Raw genomic sequence first — 21,317 nt, forward strand, 5'->3', positions numbered from 1 at the left:
TTATTTACCAAAACCTTATATACAAAGCAGCAAGAATTCCGCAAACTATTAAAGCGCCCACTAAAAATGCCGGTTGCATCTTAAACATTTTTTTATCTATCTCCAGGCCCTGTGGTTTTATCCCTTTTTTAATTTCATAAAAACTAATGAGCGCCATTCCTGTAACGCACAATAAAAAAACAATAGCCATCCTGTCTATAAACGGAATTTCATAAATGCCCTCTGCATTGGGCACGGCAAAGTTTATGGAATATAAAAAAGACAGGTTTACAAACTGGGGCAAAAATTTAAAAAACACCGAAAGTAAAAAACCCCCAATTGTTGCAAACAAGGCCGCATTACTGGTAGTTTTTTTCCAGAAAAAGCCCAGTAAAAACATGGCAAAAATTCCCGGGCTCACAAAGCCTGTATATTCCTGTATATATTGAAAACCTCCTTTTTTATCAATGCCTAAAAATGGAGCAATAATTACAGCAAGTACCATAGCCACAATAATGGTTACCCGGCCAATCCATACCTGCTTCTTTTCATCTGCATTGGGGTTTATATTTTTTTTATAAATATCCAGGGTAAAAATAGTAGCTATGCTGTTGGCTTTGCCAGCAAGAGAAGCAACTACGGCAGCAGTAAGCGCTGCAAAAGCAAGGCCTTTTAAACCTGGGCCAAGCAGATTGAGTAAAACAGGGTATGCCCTGTCAGGGTTTAATTCTCCGTTTTGCATCATCTCGGTTTGAAAATTTCCTTGCTGATGTAATACATAGGCCGCAATACCCGGCAACACAACAATTACAGGCATTAAAAGTTTTAAGAAAGAGGCAAATAAAATTCCGTTGCGTGCCGTTTTTAAATCGGCGCCAAGCGCCCGCTGCGTAATATACTGGTTGCATCCCCAGTAATTTAAATTTACAATCCACATGCCGCCTATTAAAACCGATATGCCTGGCAAATCAATATAATTGGGGTTGGTTTTGTCAAACACCATGTGAAAATGATCGTTGGCTTTATGGGTAAGAATATTAAAACCGTTAATAACGCCTGTTGTACCAAATTCGTCTGATACCAGGTTTAATGCAAGGTAAGTAGTAATTAAACCGCCAATAACCAATACCAATACCTGTATTACGTCGGTATAGCCAATTACCTTCATACCGCCAAGCGTAATAATAATAGCAAATGCTGCAAGCAAATACATGCAGGTTGAAGTTGAAATTCCAGAAATACTGTTTATGGCCAATGCACCTAAATATAAAATTGAAGTAAGGTTTACCAGCACATAAAGCAGGAGCCAGAATACGGCCATTATCATTGCTACCGTACTATTATAGCGCTTATTGAGGAATTGCGGCATGGTGTAAATTTTATTTTTTAAATACACCGGAATAAAAAATATGGCCACCACCATTAGTGTTGCAGCCGCCATCCATTCATAAGTTGCAATAGCCAAACCCATTTTAAATCCGCTTCCACTCATGCCAATAAATTGTTCAGCAGAAATATTAGAAGCAATTAAAGATGCCCCAATAGCCCACCAGGTAAGTGAGCCTTCTGCTAAAAAATAGTCATGCGATGCCGAAACAGATTCTTTTTTCTTTTTACGGTACACCCACAAACCATAACCAGCTACCATAAAAAAATATATAAAAAATACAATATAGTCGTTGGTGGAAAGGGTGTTCATAATAGCAATAATGAAGTTACAATTTTGGCAAACAGCTTTTTGACCTCATAAATTTAAGTGTATTATGAATTGTAAAGTCAGCCAAGCAAAAAAATTAAAGAAAGGATAATTGAGGGTAATTTTTTTTTATATAATACCGCTATAAAGCAAATCAAAAAATTAAATGCTCCCGGTTTTTAATTTTATCACCTGTCATTTCGGTTACCAGTTGTACAAATGGAATAGTTTTGAGCGTTTTTTGCAAAATAGAAAATTCGCCTTCGTCAACATCTTGTCCTTCGGTTTTAACCAGCCATAAAAAATCGAGGTGCTTAAATTCGGGAAGCAAATATTCTCCATCGTACTGGTTGTTGTACAGGTAATGAAAAGTATTGTTTACAAAAACAGGGTATTCAAAAATAGAAAAAAAATAATCCCTGTTTTTTTTACGCAATTGAATTTCCAGCAAATTATTGAGCCGTAGGTTTATGCCCAATTGCTGGTTGGCATGCCAACTAAAAATATAATCTTTTACCGGTGCAACAATCCCCAAAAGCCTGGCATGCTCAAAAAAATGGGTTGTTGCATCATCATTATTTAATTTCAGCTTCATGCGCCGGTAACTTTTTTTGCAAATTAAAAAGTAAGGTCTAAGGTTAATTCCTCTTTTCCACGCAGGAGTTTTACTTTGGTAGATTGGCCTTTATTGAATTTATTCAAAGCCTGCATATACGTTTGTACGTCAGAAACATTATGTTCGCCCAATTGTATGATTACGTCGCCGGTTTTTACACCGGCTTTTTCTGCAGGTCTGTTTTCGCTTACGCCATCTACCAGCACACCATTGCCGCTAAATGTATAGTCGGGCATTATGCCCATACTTACTTTAAAACTGCTTTTCCCCATATTCGCTTCTCGGGTTTTTGTAAAAACAAGTTTATTTTTATTATCGGTTGTTGCAATTATTGATTGAATATAGGTAACAATGGACCGTATGCCTTTATAATTTATTTTGTTGGCATCATCGCTGGGTTTATGATAATCGCTATGGGTGCCGGTAAAGAAAAACAAAACCGGTATATCTTTTCTGTAAAACGATGTATGGTCGCTTGGCCCGCTGCCGCTGCTGTCTATCTTTATTTTAAAAAACTTATCATGTTCATTAATTATTTCTCCCCAGGTTGGTGAAGTACCATAGCCGCCAATGGTAATACTATGCGTACTATCGTTTAACCTACCCAGCATATCCATATTAATCATGTAACTAATAGATTTTAAATCTACTGTTGGGTTTTCAGTAAAATATTTTGAACCGTAAAGGCCCAACTCTTCCCCGGAAAAAGCAATAAAAAGAAAATTATGTTTTTTATACTCTACTTTTTTATCATTGGCCCATTGGGCTAGTTCAATTAAAGCTGCTGTTCCGCTTGCATTATCATCTGCACCATTATGAATCATGGGTGTATGGCCGGTGTATAAAGAGTTTTTATCTTCTCCATATCCAAGATGGTCGTAATGTGCACCCAATACTATGGTGGATGCAGCATTGTTATTTATATACCCTATTACGTTGTGGCCAGTACGTTTGCTTAGCCCAGATGATACAACTATTTTTATAGTTTTATCTTCATTATTCTCTTCAAAAAAAATTTTATATACTGGGTATTTTACATAAACCGCCGGCACAGAGGCAACCTCTAGTTTTGCTTTGGCATCGTATTGCAGGCCATCCTCGGTTGCCGAAGAATTATAAAAAACCACTGCTTCAATTCCGTCTTTTGCGGCCTCTTTAATTGCGGTTTGTAAATAATCATCCAGGTTAAAATGTGGATTGGTTTTACTTTCTTCCATTGCAGCGGCTAAGTCCACTTGCAAAAGGGTTACCTTATATTTTGCCGTTTTGGAAAAAGTATATACAAAACTTCCTGTTTTTGAAAAAGAAAGCGGGAACCAGTCTTCATACAATTTTAACGGCACACCATTCACAGAAAATTTTGTGTCTTTGGTTAATTTTTTACCATCATTTACTTCAAAAGCCTGGATAAACGTTCCGTTGTCCCCGGCTGCTTTAAGGCCCGCTTGCTTAAACTTCTTTTCAATGTAGTCATAGGCCAGTTTTTCACCTGCCGTCCCAGTTCTGCGGCCTTCCAGTTTATCGCTTGCAAGGTATTCTACGTTTGCTTTAATACTTTTAAGTACTGGGTCGTTACTTTTCTTGTTTTGTGCAAAAGAGGTTTGATATATTAGTGTAAATACTATTAATATTTTCTTCATGTTTCAATTATTTGCCCAAAGATAGCCAGCAATACCCTTTCCAAATATAAGATTTCCTAAAAAGGCATTTCCCCTTTCTTATTTCGTAAATTAATATAGTGTACAACACTTATTTTTGCCGCCAACTTTTAGGTTTCATTTGACCAGCAAAATTCATATTGTACTTGTAGGCAATCCCAATAGTGGAAAATCATCACTTTTTAATGTCCTCACCGGGCTAAATCAAAAAGTAGGCAATTTTCCCGGTGTAACGGTTGATAAAAAAACCGGAAATACTTCTATTACTTCTACTCTATCGGCACACATTACCGATTTACCTGGCACTTATAGCCTTTACCCAAAAAGAAATGATGAATGGGTAAGTTATAAGGTATTAATGCAGCAGGATGCCACTATTAATCCAGATATAATTGTGGTGGTTGCCGATGCAAGCAACCTAAAAAGAAATTTATTGTTTTGTTCGCAAATTATAGACTTAAAGATACCCGTAGTAATTGCCTTAAGCATGATGGATCTTGCCAAACGCAACAATATACAAATTGACATTAATGGGCTCGAAAGAGAATTGGGTGTACCCATAGTACCTGTAAACCCAAGGAAAAACAAAGGTATTGCTGAATTAAAAAAAGCCATTGCCCTTGTGCATGAAAATATTTACCAGTTGCCTGCCAGGGATTTTATTGATAGCTCGACGCTTGCCGAAACTGCGGTTGCCCGGGTAAAAACTGTAGTAAATGGTATTAGTAATTACGGGGCCATTCATTATTTAATTAATCACGAAAACTTTTCACTTTCTGATACCGATCAGGAGGCTATTGAAAATATAGAAGTAGAAAATAAATTTAACCCTACCAAAACACAGGCCGAAGAAATTATGCTTCGTTATGGACGAATAAAACAGGTAATGCACCAAACCGTTGTAGAAAGCGATCCATTAAAAAAATATCTTTTTTCCGAAAAGCTCGACAATATTTTGTTGCACCGTTTTTGGGGTTATGTAATTTTATTACTGGTTTTATTTTTGCTTTTTCAAAGTATTTTTTCATTTGCCCAATATCCTATGAGCGCTATTGAATGGGGTTTTGGACAGGTTACCGGATGGCTGGGAAATATTTTACCTGCAGGCTGGCTTACCAATTTATTTTTAAATGGTTTTGTGGCCGGCTTAAGTGGTATTTTAATTTTTGTACCGCAAATTATGATTCTTTTTGGATTAGTAACCATTATTGAAGATTCCGGATATATGGCACGAATCAGCTTCTTAACCGATAAACTCATGCGAAAAGCAGGATTAAACGGTAAAAGTATAATGCCCATGATTAGCGGCTTAGCCTGTGCCGTTCCTGCTATTATGAGTGCAAGGAGCATTGAAAACAAAAAAGAAAGGTTGCTAACCATAATGGTAACACCTCTTATGAGTTGCAGCGCAAGGCTACCGGTTTATACCATTTTAATTGCCCTGGTAATACCCAATAAACTTTACCTGGGGTTTTTAAGTTTGCAGGGATTGGTAATGATGGCGCTTTACTTGCTGGGAACCGTTATGGCATTGCTGGTTTCCTGGGTAATGAAATTTTTTATCCGGTCTGCCGAACGCAGTTTTTTTATTTTGGAATTGCCGGTTTACAGGGAACCAAGGTGGAGGAACATTGTAAATACCATGGTTCAAAAGGCAAAAATATTTGTGGTAGAAGCCGGTAAAGTAATAATGGTAATTAGCCTTATACTTTGGGTATTGAGCAGTTTTGGCCCACCCAAAAAAATGCAGGAAATAAAATCTTCTTTTGATAATCAAATTGCGCAACAACCCGATAAAAAAGATGAACTGGAGCATCATTACAAAACTGCACAATTAGAAAATTCTTATGCCGGAATTTTGGGCAAAGCAATTGAGCCTGCAATTACACCCCTGGGTTACGATTGGAAAATTGGTATTGCCCTTATTACCTCATTTGCCGCAAGGGAAGTATTTGTAGGAACTATGGCCACATTATACAGTGTTGGCGATGATGCTTCGGAAAACAGTTTAACGCTTCGGCAAAAAATGGCAATAGCTAAAAGAAGCGATGGAACAAAAGTGTACACACTGGCTACAGCGCTATCCCTAATGGTATTTTATGTGCTGGCCATGCAATGCATGAGTACGTTGGCTATTGTAAAGAGGGAAACTAAAAGTTGGAAATGGCCCATTATACAATTTACTTACATGACTGCTCTGGCGTATTTTTTTAGCCTGCTGGTTTATCAATTATTTAAATAACTCAAATATTTTTTAGCAAATTTGCCGCAGCCTGCAACGTTTCTTCTTTTTTGGCAAAGCAAAAACGGAGTACTCTATTTTGTTGCGGAACAGAGCAAAAAGCAGATACCGGAATACAAGCTACGCCATATTCTTTAACAAGCTTTACAGCAAAATCATTTTCAGGTTCATTGCTAATAGTGGCGTAGCTGTACAATTGAAAATAACTACCCTGTGATGCCAATGGCTTTAACCTTGTTGCCGACATTGCCTGCATAAAAAAATCCCTTTTTTGCTGTAAAAATTTTCCCAGCTCAAGGTATTTATCTTTTTGCTTTAAAAAAGCTGCAATACCATACTGCATGGGGCTATTGCAGGTAAAGCAGTTAAACTGATGAATTTTTCTAAACTCTTTCATTAGGGCCGGTGGTGCAATGCAATAACCCAGCTTCCAGCCCGTGCAGTGGTACACTTTTCCAAATGAAAAACAAATAAATGCTCTTTCGTACAACTCTGGATATTTCGCCAAACTATAGTGCTGCAAATTATCAAAAACCAGGTGTTCATATACTTCATCGCTAATAATAAAAATATTATTACCGGCAACTATGGATTTTAGAATCTCAATATCCTGCTGGGTAATAAGTTTGCCGGATGGGTTGTGTGGAGAGTTAATAATAATTGCCCTGGTATTGGGATTAATTTTTTCTTTTACAAGATCCCAGTTAATTGTATATTCCGGAAAACTAAGTGGTATAGGTACTGCTTTTGCGCCATTTAACTCTATGGCAGGGATATAACAATCGTATGCCGGTTCAAATATTATTACTTCATCGCCTTTTTGTAAAATAGTGGTAAGCGCTGTATAAATTGCATAAGTGCCTCCGGGAGTAATGGTAATTTCATCGCTTGCGTTTACTGTTGTGTTGTAAAGATCAAATATTTTTTCAGCTATTTGTTCCCTTAGTGTTGTAAGGCCGTTCATGTGCACATATTGATTATGGCCATCTTTCATAGCTTTGTTAACCAATGCAATCAAAGCTTCATTCATTTCAAAATCGGGGAAACCCTGTCCAAGGTTAATCGCCTTGTGTTCAACCGCAAGGCTACTCATAATAGTAAAAATTGTAGTGCCTACATGCGGCAACTTACTTTTTAAAACAGGTGTCAATTTTTTCCCTATTTAGCAGAAGATAAAAAAAATGATGCAGCTATTTCAGGTTCTCAACTCTGCATTATTCCACTACTTCCCTTCCTGATTCTTTCCAGGCTTTGATGCCGCCATCTAAATGAGCAACATTTTCAAAGCCCATTTGCTTTAGTGTGGTAACAGCCAATGCTGAGCGGCCTCCGGATGCACAATGTAAAATTATTCTTTTGCTTTTATCAAATTCCGGTTTGTGATAGGGTAGAGATGCATCTGCATAAAACTCCAGCATTCCACGGGGTGCATGCACTGCGCCGGCTATTCGGCCATTTTGTTTAAGTTCTTCGCTTTCTCTAATGTCTATTAGGGTTACATTGCTTTTTTGCAATTCTTCATTCACCTGGTCGGCAGACAGGTTTTCAATACCTTGTTTAGCTTCTTTAACTAAATCTGTTGCGGATTTGTTTACCATAATTATAAATTTTAGTTTGCGTTTAACCCACAAAGGCAAATCGGGTTAAAAAATTAATTACAAAAATTTTTCGCCTTTATTTCTTTTTACTTCGGCAACGTATTCTTTTATTTCCTGCTCTTTATTTTTTTTGCAAATAAGCAATACATCTTTTGTGTCTACAACTATAAACTCATCGAGGCCTTGTAAAAGCAGCAATTTTTTATTGTCGGCATGTACCATATTATTGGTGGCATCTATTACAATTACGTTATTGCCACCAACGGCATTACCTAAATAATCTTTATCAAAAGTATCGTAAGCGCTTGCCCAGGTTCCCAAATCGCTCCAGCCAAATGAAGAAGGAAATACATATACATTGTCGGCTTTTTCCATAATACCATAGTCAATAGAAATATTTATACACAGCGGATAAATCCTGTTTATAGCATCCTGCTCTTCGTTAGTATTATAGTGTTCTCGTTCTGCATCAAAAACCTCATGCATTTCGGGGAGGTATTGTTCAAAAGCCTGAACAATATTTTTTACCTGCCATACAAATATGCCGGCATTCCATAAAAAATCACCGCTGGCTACGAAGGTTTTGGCCAGTGCCTGGTCGGGTTTTTCTGTAAATGTTTTTACCCGGTACACATTATCGGCTACAGCCATGGGTTCAAATTGAATATAACCGTAGCCGGTATTAGGAGTTAAAGGTTTAATACCTAAAGTAACCAATGCTTTTATTTGAGAAGTAAAGTGCAGGGCATCTAGTGCAACTTTTATAAATTTTTCCGTATCCAGTATTAGATGATCGGCGGGTGCACAAACAAGGTTTGCTTCGGGGTTTAATTGCCGAAGCTTATAAGAGATATAAGCAATACAAGCTGCTGTATTTTTTCTGCTAGGCTCACAAAGGATATTTGCCGGGTTTAATTGCGGCAATTGTTTGATGCATATTTCCCGGTATTGTTCCGAGGTTACAATATAAATATTGTCCCTATCAATAAATTGCTCAAAGCGGTCAAATGTAGCCTGTATGAGCGTTCGCCCGGTATTTAAAATATCTAAAAACTGCTTGGGGTAATCGGTACGGCTCATGGGCCAAAACCTGCTGCCGATACCGCCAGCCATAATTGCTACGTAATTATTTTTATTCATAAACAGATGTTCCTTTAAATAATGCCTTCTCTTATTAAATCATGCAAATGTATAACGCCTGCATATACGCCCTCATTAATTACTAAAAGTTGTGAAATATTGTTTTGCCGCATTTTTTCCAAAGCATTTATTGCCAATTCCCCTGCTTCAATAATTTTGGGATTGCTGCCCATTATATCTATTGCGGTAAGGCTGATAAATGAATCTTGTTTTTCCAGCATCCTTCGTATATCTCCATCGGTAATAATTCCGGTAATTTTTCCTTTTACATCAACCACCGCCGCTGTACCCAACCTTTTTGCAGTAATTTCTACCAATACCTCTTTAACTGTTGCAGATTCTTTAACCAGCGGTTTTTCATTCAATCTAGCCAGGTCGGCAACCCTTAAAAATAATTTTTTTCCTAATGCTCCACCTGGATGGTATTTAGCAAAATCTTCCGGCTTAAACCCACGGGCTTCCATAAGGCATACCGCTAAAGCGTCTCCCATTACCATTTGTGCCGTAGTGCTTGTTGTAGGTGCAAGATTATTGGGGCAAGCCTCTTTGCTTACTGTTGTATTTAAAACAATATCGCTGTGGGTGGCAAGATAAGACCGCACATTGCCCACCATACCAATTAAGATATTACCAAAATTTTTTATTAAGGGTGCAAGTATTTTTATTTCGGGGCTATCGCCGCTTTTGCTAACAATCATTACGTTATCGCTCTGTTGTATCATCCCCAAATCGCCATGAATGGCATCTGCCGCATGCATAAAAATTGACGGTGTTCCGGTGCTGTTCATTGTAGCCACAATTTTTTGAGCTACAAGTGCGCTTTTACCTATACCACTTATAATGAGCCTTCCCCCTGGTTTTGAAAGCCTTTCTACCGCTTTACAAAAATCTTCATTTACAAAAGCTGCAAGCCCGGCAATTGCTTCAGCCTGAAGGGCAATTGTTTGTTTTGCACTGGTTATTACAGGTTCATATTTCATCAGGCAGCAAACCTACTTAAAAATTAGAATATGCAAACCTTCCCTTTAACCCGGCTTTGTGAATAACTACAAAAAAAAGGTTGGTAAATTTTCATATTAATTGCTTACCTTAAATGCTTATAAAGCTTCGTTAATTTTTTTTTGGATGTAATGAAAAGCAGCGCTTATTTTGACTTACTGCATTGATCAATTAACTTTGCCGGCCTAAAAAAATTTTTTATTCTATTTCAATCGCATCGAACCTGGTGATTTACAAAAATGGCAACTACAAAAAAAGCATCTAAACCCGTTAAGTCGGGCACAAAAATACCCACAGAAAAACCCATAGGCATCCTAAGCGGCAAACTCCAGGATTATTTTGGCTTTGACAGCTTCAAAGGCAACCAGGAAAAAATAATTTCCTGTATTTTAAACAAGCAGGACAGCTTTGTAATTATGCCCACAGGCGGTGGTAAAAGCCTATGCTATCAACTCCCGGCAATGATGAACCCCGGAGTGGCAATAATTGTTTCTCCGCTTATTGCATTAATGAAAAACCAGGTAGACCTGGTACGCAGTTACAGCAGTAAAGATGAAATTGCACATTTTTTAAACAGCACCTTAAACAAAGGCCAGCAAAAAATTGTAAAAAGTGACCTGGCCAGCGGCAAAACAAAAATGCTTTACGTGGCGCCGGAAACCCTCACCAAAGAAGAAAATATTATTTTCTTTAAAGAATTAAATATTTCATTTGTAGCCGTTGATGAAGCCCATTGTATTTCTGAATGGGGCCACGACTTTAGGCCCGAATACCGCAGGCTTAAGGAAATGATTGACCTCATAAGCGAAGACCTGCCTATTATTGCACTTACCGCAACCGCTACACCCAAGGTGCAAAGCGATATTATTAAAAACCTGGGCTTACGCAACCCCAAAATTTTTATTTCCTCTTTTAACCGGCCCAACCTGCATTACGAAGTAATGCCCAAAGTAAACGTTCGCCAAACTAATGAAAGCATAGTGCGTTTTATTAAAACGCATAAAAACAAAAGCGGTATCATTTATACGCTCAACCGCAAAACCACCGAAGAACTTGCCGCCATGCTCAATGCCAACGGTATAAGCGCAGTAGCCTACCATGCTGGCCTGGATGCCAAATTAAGGGCAACCCGGCAAGACCAGTTTTTAAATGAAGCTGTTCAGGTAATTGTGGCCACCATTGCATTTGGTATGGGAATAGATAAACCTGATATTCGCTTTGTAATTCATTACAACATTCCAAAATCAATTGAAAATTATTACCAGGAAACCGGAAGGGCAGGGCGGGACGGACTTGAAGGGAAATGTGTATTGTATTACTCCCACAAAGACGTTGCCAAGCTGGAACACCTTATGCGTGACAAGCCACTAAGCGAAAGAGAAGTAGGAGCTCAACTTATTTACGAAACAGTTTCGTATGCCGAAAGCAGTGTATGCCGCCGCAAAACACTGCTCTATTATTTTGGTGAAGACTTTGATGATAAAAAAAGTTGCGGCCATTGTGATAATTGTTTAAACCCAAAAGAAAAAATTGAAACTAAAGCAGAAGTACTTATTGCACTTAAATGCATTGATGCACTGCAAGAAAGGTTCCCTATTGAATATGTACTAAACATCCTTTTGGGAAAAGCCAATAACCAGGTACAAATGTACAGTCATGAAAACCTAGGGGTTTTTGCCACAGGCAACGATAAAGACACACATTTTTGGAACAGCCTTATCCGGCAAATGCTGCTGGAAGATTTGCTTTCAAAAGATATTGTGGAGTATGGTGTATTAAAAATTACGGCTAAAGGAAGGGCGTTTATGAAAAAACCCACTTCGTTTAAAACGGCCCTCAATAATTTATTTGAAGATGCCAATGCCGATGATGAAGCAACAGAAGCAACTCCGGCAGTAGGATCGGCAGCAGACGAGCAACTGCTTGAAATGTTAAAAGACCTAAGAAAAAAAGTGGCCAAAGAAAAAAACCTTCCACCCTTTGTAATTTTCTTAGAGTCATCCTTAGAAGATATGGCTACCATGTATCCTACCTCGGTACCCGAGCTGGAAAAAGTAAGCGGTGTAAGCAAAGGAAAAGCTATCAGGTATGGTAAACCATTTATTGATATAATTGCCAAGCATGTAGAAGACAATGATATAATCCGCCCCGATGATTTTGTTATGAAAAGTGTGGTAAACAGGAATAACCACAAAATATTCATCATTCAAAATGTTGACAAAAAAATCCCCCTGGAAACTATTGCCAAAACAAAAGACCTTAGAATAGACCAGCTTTTGGAAGAAATGGAAACCATTGTTGCCAGCGGCACAAAGCTCAACTTAAATTATGCAATTGATGATATAGTGGATGAGTACGAACAAGAAGAAATAATTGATTATTTTAAAAACTGCCAAACCTCATCATTGCAAGTAGCACAAGAAGAACTTGCAGACAGTAATTTTAACTGGGAGCAGTTAAAACTAATGCGTATAAAGTTTTTGTGTGAATTTGGAAATTAGCACAAACCCCTTTTGCTAAATATAGGATAAGAAATTTTTCAATAAAATAAATAACTTACTCCCGTTGATTTTTCGTTGAAATCTCCTATTTTTGCTGCCCCGAAAGGGAAAATACTGCGGTATCCGCCTCGGCGGAAAAGAACTGAAAATTGAAATACTGCGGTATCCGCCGAATGGCGGAAAAGAACTGAAAATTGAAATACTGCGGTATCCGCCGAATGGCGGAAAAGAACTGAAAATTGAAATGGTGCGGTATCCGCCGAATGGCGGAAAAGAACTGAAAATTGAAATGGTGCGGTATCCGCCGAATGGCGGAAAAGAACTGAAAATTGAAATGGTGCGGTAGCTCAGTCGGTAGAGCAAAGGACTGAAAATCCTTGTGTCGCCGGTTCGATCCCGGCCCACACCACAATATGGCCTGTTGCATAAGTAGCAGGCCGTTTTATTATGTGGCATGTCTATATTTTATATTCCACTAAAGCGGCTAAAACATATACAGGATTTTCAAATGATGTGCAGCGGCGGCTATTTGAACATAATATAAGTGAATCCCGTGGCTTCACTTTGCGTTACAGGCCTTGGACACTTATAAGAACAGAAAATTTTAGTACTAAAAAAGATGCCATGCTTCGGGAAAAATTTTTAAAAACTGGACGGGGAAGGGAACAAGTAAAAAATTTTATACAGAATTTTATTCATAATGCTGCGGTATCCGCCGCGGCGGAAAAGGACTGAAAATCCTTGTGTCGCCGGTTCGATCCCGGCCCACACCACAATACCACACAATTTCAAGCGATTTTTATTATAAATGCTTTACTTACACAGCTTATACCAATGGGTTTTATAAGGTTTTATACGTTTTTTACCAACAACACTCAAATGCCACATAATCTTTAATTTTCTGTTTTCTTATACCCAATCTATATAAGCGTACATACAATGATTTGCAAATTTTAATAAATTCTAAAAAAAACTTCTCAAAATATTATGTAATTAAAAAGGGATATATATACCTTTATGCTGAATTATTTAAACCAAAATTGCTCCACTGACGCCGCTTATAACAAGCTTCATTTATTAAAAAAATACACCAAATCATGAACACAGCATTTATTTTAAAAAGAACATCACTGGCAATTGTTTTATTCTTTTTTATAGCATCCGCCAGTGCACAAAAATTAATTTTGGCAGACGATGTTAACAGTACTCTGCTTAAAAATATTTGTGATGATGCAGCAATAAAAGTTGATGAAACAAAAGACACTTATATTAAAGTAAAAGAAACCTTTGAAATTTATATTGATATTGATTCCAAAAAAAGATTTTTATATATGAACATAAGCTATCCTTTGGTAGCGGAGGCAACACCAAGTAAAGTATATCAGTTAATGAATAAACTGAACAGGGAAATTATTTTAATGAAATGTTATTACAACCCCGAGAAAAATACCGTTAACTATGCATATGATTTTTGGATAGAAAGTGGGTTTACCAACCGCACCTTTATTAATGCCATAAAAATGTTTAGCAGTGCATTAAGCCTGTCATTAGATAAAGACACAGATAAGCTCATAAAATAAAAGGAGCTGCAATATAAAAAAGCAACTTATTAAATGCAGCATCAGCAGGTAAAGGCTGGTGCTGTTTTCTTTTGTACTTTAAAGAATAGAAGAATTAATATTAATACGTTAAAACAAAATACAGCATTTAAATTAATATTTCATATTGTTACCTAATACTACCTCTCACAGGTTTACAGCGCTTGATGTTTTCAGGGGGCTTACCATTTGTTTTATGATTATTGTAAATACCCCGGGTAGCTATGTTACCACTTTTTATCCTTTGCTCCATGCACAATGGAATGGGTTTACCCCAACCGATCTCGTATTTCCATCCTTTTTATTTGCCGTAGGCAATGCTTTAAGTTTTGTAACTCCTAAATGGCAAAAGCTTTCCCAAAAACTGGTTTTACTAAAAATATTTAAGCGAACAATAATCATTTTCCTTCTGGGGTTATTATTAAACTGGTTCCCATTTGTAAAATATAACCATGAGGGCGGCTTGTTTTTTTTTCCCCTTTTCTGACTTAAGGATTTTTGGTGTGCTGCAGCGCATTGCCCTGTGTTATGGATTTACGGCTTTATTTATTTATTATTTTAAACCCAAAACGATAGCGTTAATAGGTATGAGTTTTCTGTTGGTTTATTGGATTATTTTATATGCTTTTGCCCTTTCGGGCAACCCATTAAGTATCACAGATAATGTTGGCTCTGCTATAGACCGATGGCTTGTAGGAGAAAAGCATTTGTATCATGGAGAAGGAATTGCATTTGATCCAGAAGGTTTATTGAGTACCTTACCCTCTATTGTAAATGTAATTGCCGGGTTTATTGCAGGAATTTTTATTCAAAAAAAGGGAAATACTTATGAGTTGCTCGCAAAATTATTATTAGCCGGTTTTATATTTGTTTTTGTAGCCTATTGCTTGAATTTTTACTTCCCCATTAATAAAAAATTATGGACCAGCTCTTTTTCTGTATTGACCATTGGGCTGGATTGTATTTTACTAGCATCCCTTATTTATGTAATAGATTTTTTAAACATAAAAAAATGGGGGTACTTCTTTGAAGTATTTGGCCGTAACCCTTTATTCATTTACTTGTTAAGTGAGCTGGGGTAATTATTTTATATTTTTTATCAACAAAAAGTGGAGTATCCTATTATCAGTGGATTTATGTAAATATTTTCAGCGATGCAGGCGGTAACATAGGCTCGTTATTATTTGCCCTAAGCTTTATGCTCTTTTGCTGGGTAATTGGTTTATGGCTCGACAAGAAAAAAATATATATCAGGGTTTAAGTTTACACACAAATAGGCCAACGGTTACACTTTAAATATTTTCTTTTTGAGTTCCAGAAGCGTATTAAATGTAGATATAGTACATAAAATAAAAAAGGCTGGTGTGTAAACCAGCCTCTTGAAGCTCCCCCTGCTGGACTTGAACCAGCGACCCTCTGATTAACAGTCAGATGCTCTAACCAACTGAGCTAAGGAGGAATTTTACCCTAATACTTTTTTATTAAGGGCTGCAAAAATAAGCGTTTTTCTATTTTAGGCAACTATTTTACCCAACTTATTTTGCTTTTAATCATTTACTTACCAATTTTTATTAATTTGGTATCCCATTCCTTCCGAAAACCTTATCTGCCCTAATTATTTTTTACCTAAATTATTACAGATGAAATATTTCGGGTTTCTAATAGGATTAGTATTTTCCTTTGCTTCTTTTGGACAAATCCCATATTACAACAATAATTATTCTATATGGGAAGAATCAAATGTATTGGTAGGCACTGCAAATAATTATTGTAACCGGCCGGTAGAAATAAGGGTAAATATTTACAAACCAGTTGCCGATAACAATACAAAAAGGCCGGTTGTGATTTTTGTTCCCGGTGGCGCCTTTGTTTCTACAGCCGACCAAAACCAGGGCCAAATGAATGAAATGGCTCAAGCCTTGGCCAAACGTGGCTATGTAGCCGTAACAGCAGATTATAGAGAAGGTGTGCACCTTTACCCTTATAACACTGGCTACCCCGAAGTATTAAACGGTGGTTTTATAAACCCATTTGCAGATTATGCTTCGCTTTATGCAACTGATAATGATGAGGTGTATAGGGCCGTTTACAGGGCAAGGCAAGACCTAAGTTCTATTATTCAATTTATTAAAGCCCGTAATTTACAAGATAGCTCCAGTACCTGTAAGTTTTTTATTTCGGGCCATAGCGCAGGAGCCATTACCTGCCTGGCTACAGTTTTTATGGATTTACCCTCTGAACGTCCTTCTGCCGCAAATGCCATAGCCCCGGCAACAAACCCCAGCTGGACCAATAAATGCATTTGGGAATTATTTGGTACTTGCCTGCTATGGCAGGTAAATGGACCCCAGGGTAAAGATGATGCCGCTTATATAACCCAAAACCCAACTCCTTTTAATTTTGATGCCCCTAATTGTTACCAGCGGCCAGACCTTGGGCCCATGAAAGGAGTTTTATATATCAATAATAATTATGATAGTAAAGTATTAGGTATTGCGGCCATGTGTGGGGCGGTTGACAGCCTTAGTTTTATAAATAACCAAACCAACAATCCGGCAATTTGGATGTACCACCAGCCTGCTGATATTGTAGTACCTTTTGGAACGGGTAAACCTTTTAATTTTTTAAATGGCTTTTACAACCCGGCACCCAACAGCAACTGGCCGGTTTTAAACGGATCAGGTGTAATTGAAAATTATTTAAATGCCAATAACTATCCTGCTGCACACCGCTTATGGGCTTACTCAGGCAATGGAAATACATTATTAACCCATGACCTTTTACCTAGCACAACGGTATTGGCAGACAGCATTGCCCGGTTTTTTGGGCAAGTAATGGATACCGCAAGTTTATGTTTTCCTGATAGTGGTCCTTTGCCTATTGGTTTTAATTTTTATGTTACTAAACTCCAGGGTTCTGCAAAACTGGTATGGGAAACCAATAGTATAGATATGCTAAAGTTTGAGGTAGAGCGCTCTTCAGATGGTGTTCAATTTTCATCAATTGCTTCAGTTGATTTTGTAACAGGAGAAACCAACTATTCTTATAACGATACTTATTATTTTAAACATGGCATTACTTACTACCGCATTAAAGAACTAAGGGTAAATAGTGGATTTAATTATAGTCGGGTTCAAAAAATCAGTAATTCCGAAAACTTAATTACTCATATTTACCCAATACCCGCTAAGGATTTTGTAAAAGTGAATTTAAATTTATCCGGAAATACTACGCATATCGAAATAGGGCTTTTTGATGCCGTTGGAAGAATGGTTTGGTCAAAAATTATTGGGGCAAATACTAGCGAAACTAATATACCGGTAAACAAGCTTTCCGGAGGATTGTATTTATTAAAACTTACTATTAATGGAAGTCAAAACGAAATTCATAAAATTATTGTACAGTAATTTTTATAGCAGGATATAAATACCGTCCTCTTTTTCTGCAATACGCCAGGTGGTTAAAAAATAACCTTCACCACTGGTATTAAAGCCGTTTTTTAAATTAAACCGGTAATGGTGTACAGGGCATACTATACTTCCAGCAAGGTCAGTTTTTCCATACATTAGCCTTCCGCCTGCATGAGGGCATTTTGCTGCACATGCATAAAGGGTTTCGTTTATTGAAATAACACAAATTGTTTTCCCCTCAATAGTAACTTCGGTCTTATCGTTGGGTGGTTCAAATAACTCTTCTTTGCTTGGCGCTATTTTGTACCATTTTTTTTCTGGCATTTTTGTAAATATTATTGCAATCTTTTTACTACATCGCAAACAACGCCTGGTTTGCCAATTGTATAATAATGTAAAACGGGCACCCCTGATTTTTTTAATTCAACAGATTGGTGATACAACCATTCGGTTCCTAGTTTTTCCACTTCTTCATCTGATTTACATTTTATCATTTCGCCGGAAAGTTCCGTAGGCAAATCAATATGAAAAACTTTGGGCAGCACCGTAAGTTGCTTTACGCTATACACCGGTTTTAAACCAGGTATAATAGGTACGTTAATCCCCATATCCCTGCATGATTTTACAAATGCAAAGTATTTGGTATTATCAAAAAACATTTGGGTAACAATATAATCTGCTCCGGCATCTACTTTTTGTTTTAAGTATTGCAAATCTGTTTCCATATTGGGCGCTTCAAAATGTTTTTCTGGATAACCGGCAACACCAATGCAAAATTTTGTTTTAATGGAATGCTTTAAATCTTCTTCGAGATATACTCCTGCATTTAAATTACCCACCTGCCTTAGTAAATCAATTGCATATTTATGGCCGCCGGGTTCGGGTTCAAAATTGGTTTCATTTTTTGCCGCATCACCACGTAATACCAGCACATTATCAATACCCAGGTAATTTAGGTTGATGAGGGCGTCTTCGGTTTCGTTAATATCAAATCCGCCACAAATCAAATGAGGCACCGTATCTACATTGTACCTGTTCATTATAGCCGCACAAATAGATTCGGTACCAGGCCTTTTTCTCACTATTACTTTTTTAAAATCGCCTGTAGCCGTTTTTTTAAAAACGTGTTCGCTGCGATGATAGGTAACATTAATAAAAGATGGCTTATGCTCCATTAGTTCATCCATTAGTTTATATAATGACTGGATGCCTTTTCCCTTTAATGGAGGAAGGATTTCAAAAGAAATTAACGTGTCTTTTGCCTGGTTGATGTGGTCTATAACTTTCATATTACGTAAAAAATATCCTGCAAACATACAATATAGCCTTAGAAAGGCAAACTGTTGTTAAATAATAACGGTAATAAGCCTATTCCAATTATTTTTGCAGCAAATAATATTTTTACTTTGGTAATAAAAACCCAACATTTAATTAAGCGCTATGGCAGCCGTACTGTAGTAAATGATGTTTCATTTGAAGTTAACCAAGGGGAAATTGTAGGGCTTTTAGGCCCTAATGGTGCCGGAAAAACCACTTCTTTTTACCAGGTTGTAGGCCTTATAAAACCTGATGAAGGAAGGGTTTTTTTAAATGACGAAGACATAACCTCACTGCCTATGTACAAACGGGCGCAAATGGGTATTGGCTATCTTCCGCAAGAAGCCAGTGTTTTCCGAAAGCTGAGTGTGGAAGACAATATTAGTGCTGTATTGGAAATGACAAAACTTACTAAGCAGGCACAAAAACTAAAGCTTGAAGAATTACTGGGCGAATTTCACCTGGAACATGTAAGAAAAAACAATGGCGATACCCTTAGCGGCGGAGAAAGAAGAAGAACAGAAATAGCCCGTGCTTTGGCCGTAAACCCAAGTTTTATTTTGCTTGACGAACCCTTTGCAGGCGTTGATCCCATTGCTGTTGAAGATATTCAAACCATCGTAGCAAAATTAAAATTTAAAAATATCGGCATCCTCATTACCGATCACAACGTAAACGAAACGCTCTCTATTTGCGACAGGGCCTACTTATTGATTGAAGGAAAAATTTTTATGCATGGCACTGCAGAAGAATTAGCCGATGATGAACGGGTACGGAGGTTATACCTCGGTAGAAATTTTGAACTTCGCAGAAAAGATTATTTAATGGAAGAAGCTACAACTGCCGCAAACAACCCTCCTTCTGAAAGCTCCACTAAATAAGCCTTTTAGGCAAATTGCTTCATAGCAAATCAGCCTGTTTTTGCCATATTTTATTTATCTTGCTTTTCATGAAATTGCTTTCGCCTGTAATATCATCCATAGCCAGGCTGAGAAAATGGCGGATTGATAATTGGATTAACCATCCTGTTGCAGCACAAAGAGAAGTGTTGCAGCACCTGGTTACTTCTGCCCAATATACCGAGTTTGGAAGAAAGTATTCTTTTCACAAATTATTTAATGTAAAAGAGTTTAAAGCGGTTGTTCCTATTCACGAATACGAAGATTTAAAGCCCTATATAGAGCGCATGATGCAGGGCGAAGAAAATATTTTGTGGAACGAGCCCGTATATTGGTTTGCAAAATCCAGTGGCACGAGTTGTGATAGAAGTAAGTTTATTCCCGTAAGTGATGAAAGCCTGCAATACAACCACTATAAAGCCAATAAAGATGTTTTAAGTAATTACTACAAGTATTTTCCGTCAAGCGACCTGCTTACCGGAAAAGGCCTGGTTGTAGGAGGAAGCCACCAGATTAGTAAAGTAAACGACCGGGTTCAATATGGTGACCTTAGTGCAGTGCTTATTCAAAACTCACCCTTTTGGGGCCAATGGTTACGCACCCCGGAGTTAAGCATTGCACTTTTAGATGAGTGGGAAACCAAAATTGAAAAACTGGCCCATGCCACCGTTGATGAAGTGGTAACTTCTATTGCAGGTGTTCCTACCTGGACGCTCATTTTATTAAAACGTATTTTACAAATAAAAAATAAAAAAAACATTAAAGAAGTTTGGCCCAGCCTGGAACTCTATATCCATGGTGGCGTTTCTTTTTTACCCTATAAAGAACAATTTGAAAAAATTATTGGCGCCCCTATCAATTACCTGGAAGTGTACAATGCAAGTGAAGGGTTTTTTGCAGCACAGGAAAAACCAGATGATGATGGCATGGCCTTATATACCGAGCATGGCATATTTTTCGAGTTTATGCCTATTGAAGAATATGGAAAACCCAAGCCTTCTACTATTGGATTAAAAGAAGTGGAACTCAATAAAAATTATGCCCCGGTTATCAGCACTTCGGGCGGGCTTTGGAGGTACCTTGTAGGAGATACTATTAAGTTTACCTGCCTTAACCCTTACAAAATAAAAGTGAGTGGCCGGTTAAAACATTATATTAACGCTTTTGGAGAAGAACTTATAGTAGACAACAGCGACCGTGCAATTACCATAGCTGCAGACAAAACACAGGCAATAATTAAAGACTATACCGCAGCGCCGGTTTATTTTACAGAAAACGGAAATGGCGCACATGAGTGGTTAATTGAGTTTGAAAAAGAGCCGCAAGACCTGCAGCAATTTATTATTGAACTTGATAATTCCTTAATGAACTTAAATAGCGACTACGAAGCCAAAAGACAAAAAAATATTGCGCTTCGCCTGCCTATTGTACACCCTATGCCCAAAGGCATTTTTAATAAATGGCTCCATAGTAAAGGCAAAATGGGAGGACAGCATAAAGTTCCCCGCCTGAGTAATGAAAGAAAAGTACTGGAAGAAATTTTAAAATTTATATAGCGCCCTGCTTTCCCTTTGGCCTTATCCAAAAGCTATTTAACAAGTCCTTATTAATCTTTATTGCCTTTTTTATTTCTACATTATTGAACGGCTGAAAAATCCGGTTTC

17 protein-coding genes, 3 tRNA genes and 1 pseudogene are annotated in these 21,317 nt (G+C 37.5%); 11 read left to right on the top strand and 10 right to left on the bottom strand.

Going from position 1 to position 21,317, the window contains the following annotated elements; all coding sequences use genetic code 11:
- Positions 1-4 precede the first annotated feature (4 nt).
- The 3 genes from IPO46_06530 to IPO46_06540 form a co-directional block, all read right to left on the bottom strand.
- Complete coding sequence (locus IPO46_06530; protein QQS64227.1) at positions 5-1,678, bottom strand: sodium/sugar symporter; 1,674 nt, start codon at positions 1,676-1,678, stop codon at positions 5-7.
- A gap of 151 nt (positions 1,679-1,829) precedes the next feature.
- On the bottom strand, positions 1,830-2,270 hold the full coding sequence (locus IPO46_06535; protein ID QQS64228.1) for an IPExxxVDY family protein: 441 nt from the start codon (positions 2,268-2,270) through the stop codon (positions 1,830-1,832).
- Positions 2,271-2,293: 23 nt separating this feature from the next.
- Complete coding sequence (locus IPO46_06540) at positions 2,294-3,931, bottom strand: M20/M25/M40 family metallo-hydrolase (protein QQS64229.1); 1,638 nt, start codon at positions 3,929-3,931, stop codon at positions 2,294-2,296.
- Between the two features lie 139 nt (positions 3,932-4,070).
- On the opposite strand from IPO46_06540, the gene feoB reads away from it, so the two are divergent.
- Entirely contained in the window at positions 4,071-6,191 is a 2,121-nt protein-coding gene (feoB, locus tag IPO46_06545) for a ferrous iron transport protein B (GenBank protein QQS64230.1), read from the top strand.
- Between the two features lies 1 nt (position 6,192).
- Here feoB and IPO46_06550 read toward each other — a convergent pair whose 3' ends face one another.
- From IPO46_06550 to IPO46_06565, 4 genes are all read right to left on the bottom strand, one after another.
- On the bottom strand, positions 6,193-7,341 hold the full coding sequence (locus tag IPO46_06550) for an aminotransferase class I/II-fold pyridoxal phosphate-dependent enzyme (GenBank protein QQS64231.1): 1,149 nt from the start codon (positions 7,339-7,341) through the stop codon (positions 6,193-6,195).
- Positions 7,342-7,405: 64 nt separating this feature from the next.
- Positions 7,406-7,789 carry a rhodanese-like domain-containing protein gene (locus IPO46_06555; protein QQS64232.1) on the bottom strand — a complete coding sequence of 128 codons (384 nt, stop codon included), beginning with the start codon at positions 7,787-7,789 and terminating at the stop codon, positions 7,406-7,408.
- Positions 7,790-7,846: 57 nt separating this feature from the next.
- Entirely contained in the window at positions 7,847-8,929 is a 1,083-nt protein-coding gene (locus IPO46_06560; protein QQS64233.1) for a mannose-1-phosphate guanylyltransferase, read from the bottom strand.
- Between the two features lie 14 nt (positions 8,930-8,943).
- Positions 8,944-9,909 carry a KpsF/GutQ family sugar-phosphate isomerase gene (locus tag IPO46_06565; GenBank protein ID QQS64234.1) on the bottom strand — a complete coding sequence of 322 codons (966 nt, stop codon included), beginning with the start codon at positions 9,907-9,909 and terminating at the stop codon, positions 8,944-8,946.
- Positions 9,910-10,167: 258 nt separating this feature from the next.
- On the opposite strand from IPO46_06565, the gene recQ reads away from it, so the two are divergent.
- The 7 genes and pseudogenes from recQ (at position 10,168) to IPO46_06600 (ending at position 15,288) form a co-directional block, all read left to right on the top strand.
- On the top strand, positions 10,168-12,429 hold the full coding sequence (gene recQ / locus IPO46_06570) for a DNA helicase RecQ (protein QQS64235.1): 2,262 nt from the start codon (positions 10,168-10,170) through the stop codon (positions 12,427-12,429).
- 91 nt (positions 12,430-12,520) lie between these two features.
- Positions 12,521-12,775 carry a hypothetical protein gene (locus tag IPO46_06575; protein QQS64236.1) on the top strand — a complete coding sequence of 85 codons (255 nt, stop codon included), beginning with the start codon at positions 12,521-12,523 and terminating at the stop codon, positions 12,773-12,775.
- Positions 12,766-12,838: transfer RNA gene (locus IPO46_06580), tRNA-Phe, on the top strand. Before IPO46_06575 ends, IPO46_06580 begins: the two co-directional genes overlap by 10 nt.
- 38 nt (positions 12,839-12,876) lie before the next feature.
- Positions 12,877-13,164, top strand: coding sequence for a GIY-YIG nuclease family protein (locus tag IPO46_06585; GenBank protein ID QQS64237.1), 288 nt, complete (start codon positions 12,877-12,879; stop codon positions 13,162-13,164).
- Positions 13,138-13,202: transfer RNA gene (locus IPO46_06590), tRNA-Phe, on the top strand. The genes IPO46_06585 and IPO46_06590 overlap by 27 nt, the downstream gene beginning before the upstream one ends.
- 324 nt (positions 13,203-13,526) lie before the next feature.
- Complete coding sequence (locus IPO46_06595) at positions 13,527-14,009, top strand: YbjN domain-containing protein (protein QQS64238.1); 483 nt, start codon at positions 13,527-13,529, stop codon at positions 14,007-14,009.
- 145 nt (positions 14,010-14,154) lie between these two features.
- Positions 14,155-15,288, top strand: a pseudogene (locus IPO46_06600) (DUF5009 domain-containing protein).
- 124 nt (positions 15,289-15,412) lie between these two features.
- On the opposite strand, the gene IPO46_06605 reads toward IPO46_06600, so the two are convergent.
- Positions 15,413-15,486: transfer RNA gene (locus IPO46_06605), tRNA-Asn, on the bottom strand.
- 181 nt (positions 15,487-15,667) lie between these two features.
- Between IPO46_06605 and IPO46_06610 the strand changes: the two genes are divergently transcribed.
- The gene (locus IPO46_06610) at positions 15,668-17,434 is read left to right on the top strand and encodes a T9SS type A sorting domain-containing protein (protein ID QQS64239.1); all 1,767 of its coding nucleotides are present in this window, start codon (positions 15,668-15,670) and stop codon (positions 17,432-17,434) included.
- Positions 17,435-17,437: 3 nt separating this feature from the next.
- Here the strand turns inward: IPO46_06610 and IPO46_06615 are convergent, their stop codons facing one another.
- Positions 17,438-17,761 carry a Rieske (2Fe-2S) protein gene (locus tag IPO46_06615; GenBank protein ID QQS64240.1) on the bottom strand — a complete coding sequence of 108 codons (324 nt, stop codon included), beginning with the start codon at positions 17,759-17,761 and terminating at the stop codon, positions 17,438-17,440.
- 11 nt (positions 17,762-17,772) lie between these two features.
- Positions 17,773-18,726, bottom strand: a complete 954-nt coding sequence (gene metF, locus IPO46_06620; GenBank protein ID QQS64241.1) for a methylenetetrahydrofolate reductase [NAD(P)H] — start codon at positions 18,724-18,726, stop codon at positions 17,773-17,775.
- 117 nt (positions 18,727-18,843) lie between these two features.
- Between metF and lptB the strand changes: the two genes are divergently transcribed.
- Together lptB and IPO46_06630 are read left to right on the top strand one after the other, a co-directional pair.
- A complete protein-coding gene (lptB, locus tag IPO46_06625; GenBank protein QQS64242.1) occupies positions 18,844-19,635 on the top strand; it encodes an LPS export ABC transporter ATP-binding protein in 792 nt (263 codons plus the stop codon).
- Between the two features lie 68 nt (positions 19,636-19,703).
- The gene (locus tag IPO46_06630) at positions 19,704-21,209 is read left to right on the top strand and encodes a GH3 auxin-responsive promoter family protein (GenBank protein QQS64243.1); all 1,506 of its coding nucleotides are present in this window, start codon (positions 19,704-19,706) and stop codon (positions 21,207-21,209) included.
- Positions 21,210-21,317: the final 108 nt, after the last annotated feature.

This window comes from Chitinophagaceae bacterium, from assembly GCA_016699815.1.
Taxonomy (GTDB): domain Bacteria; phylum Bacteroidota; class Bacteroidia; order Chitinophagales; family Chitinophagaceae; genus Ferruginibacter.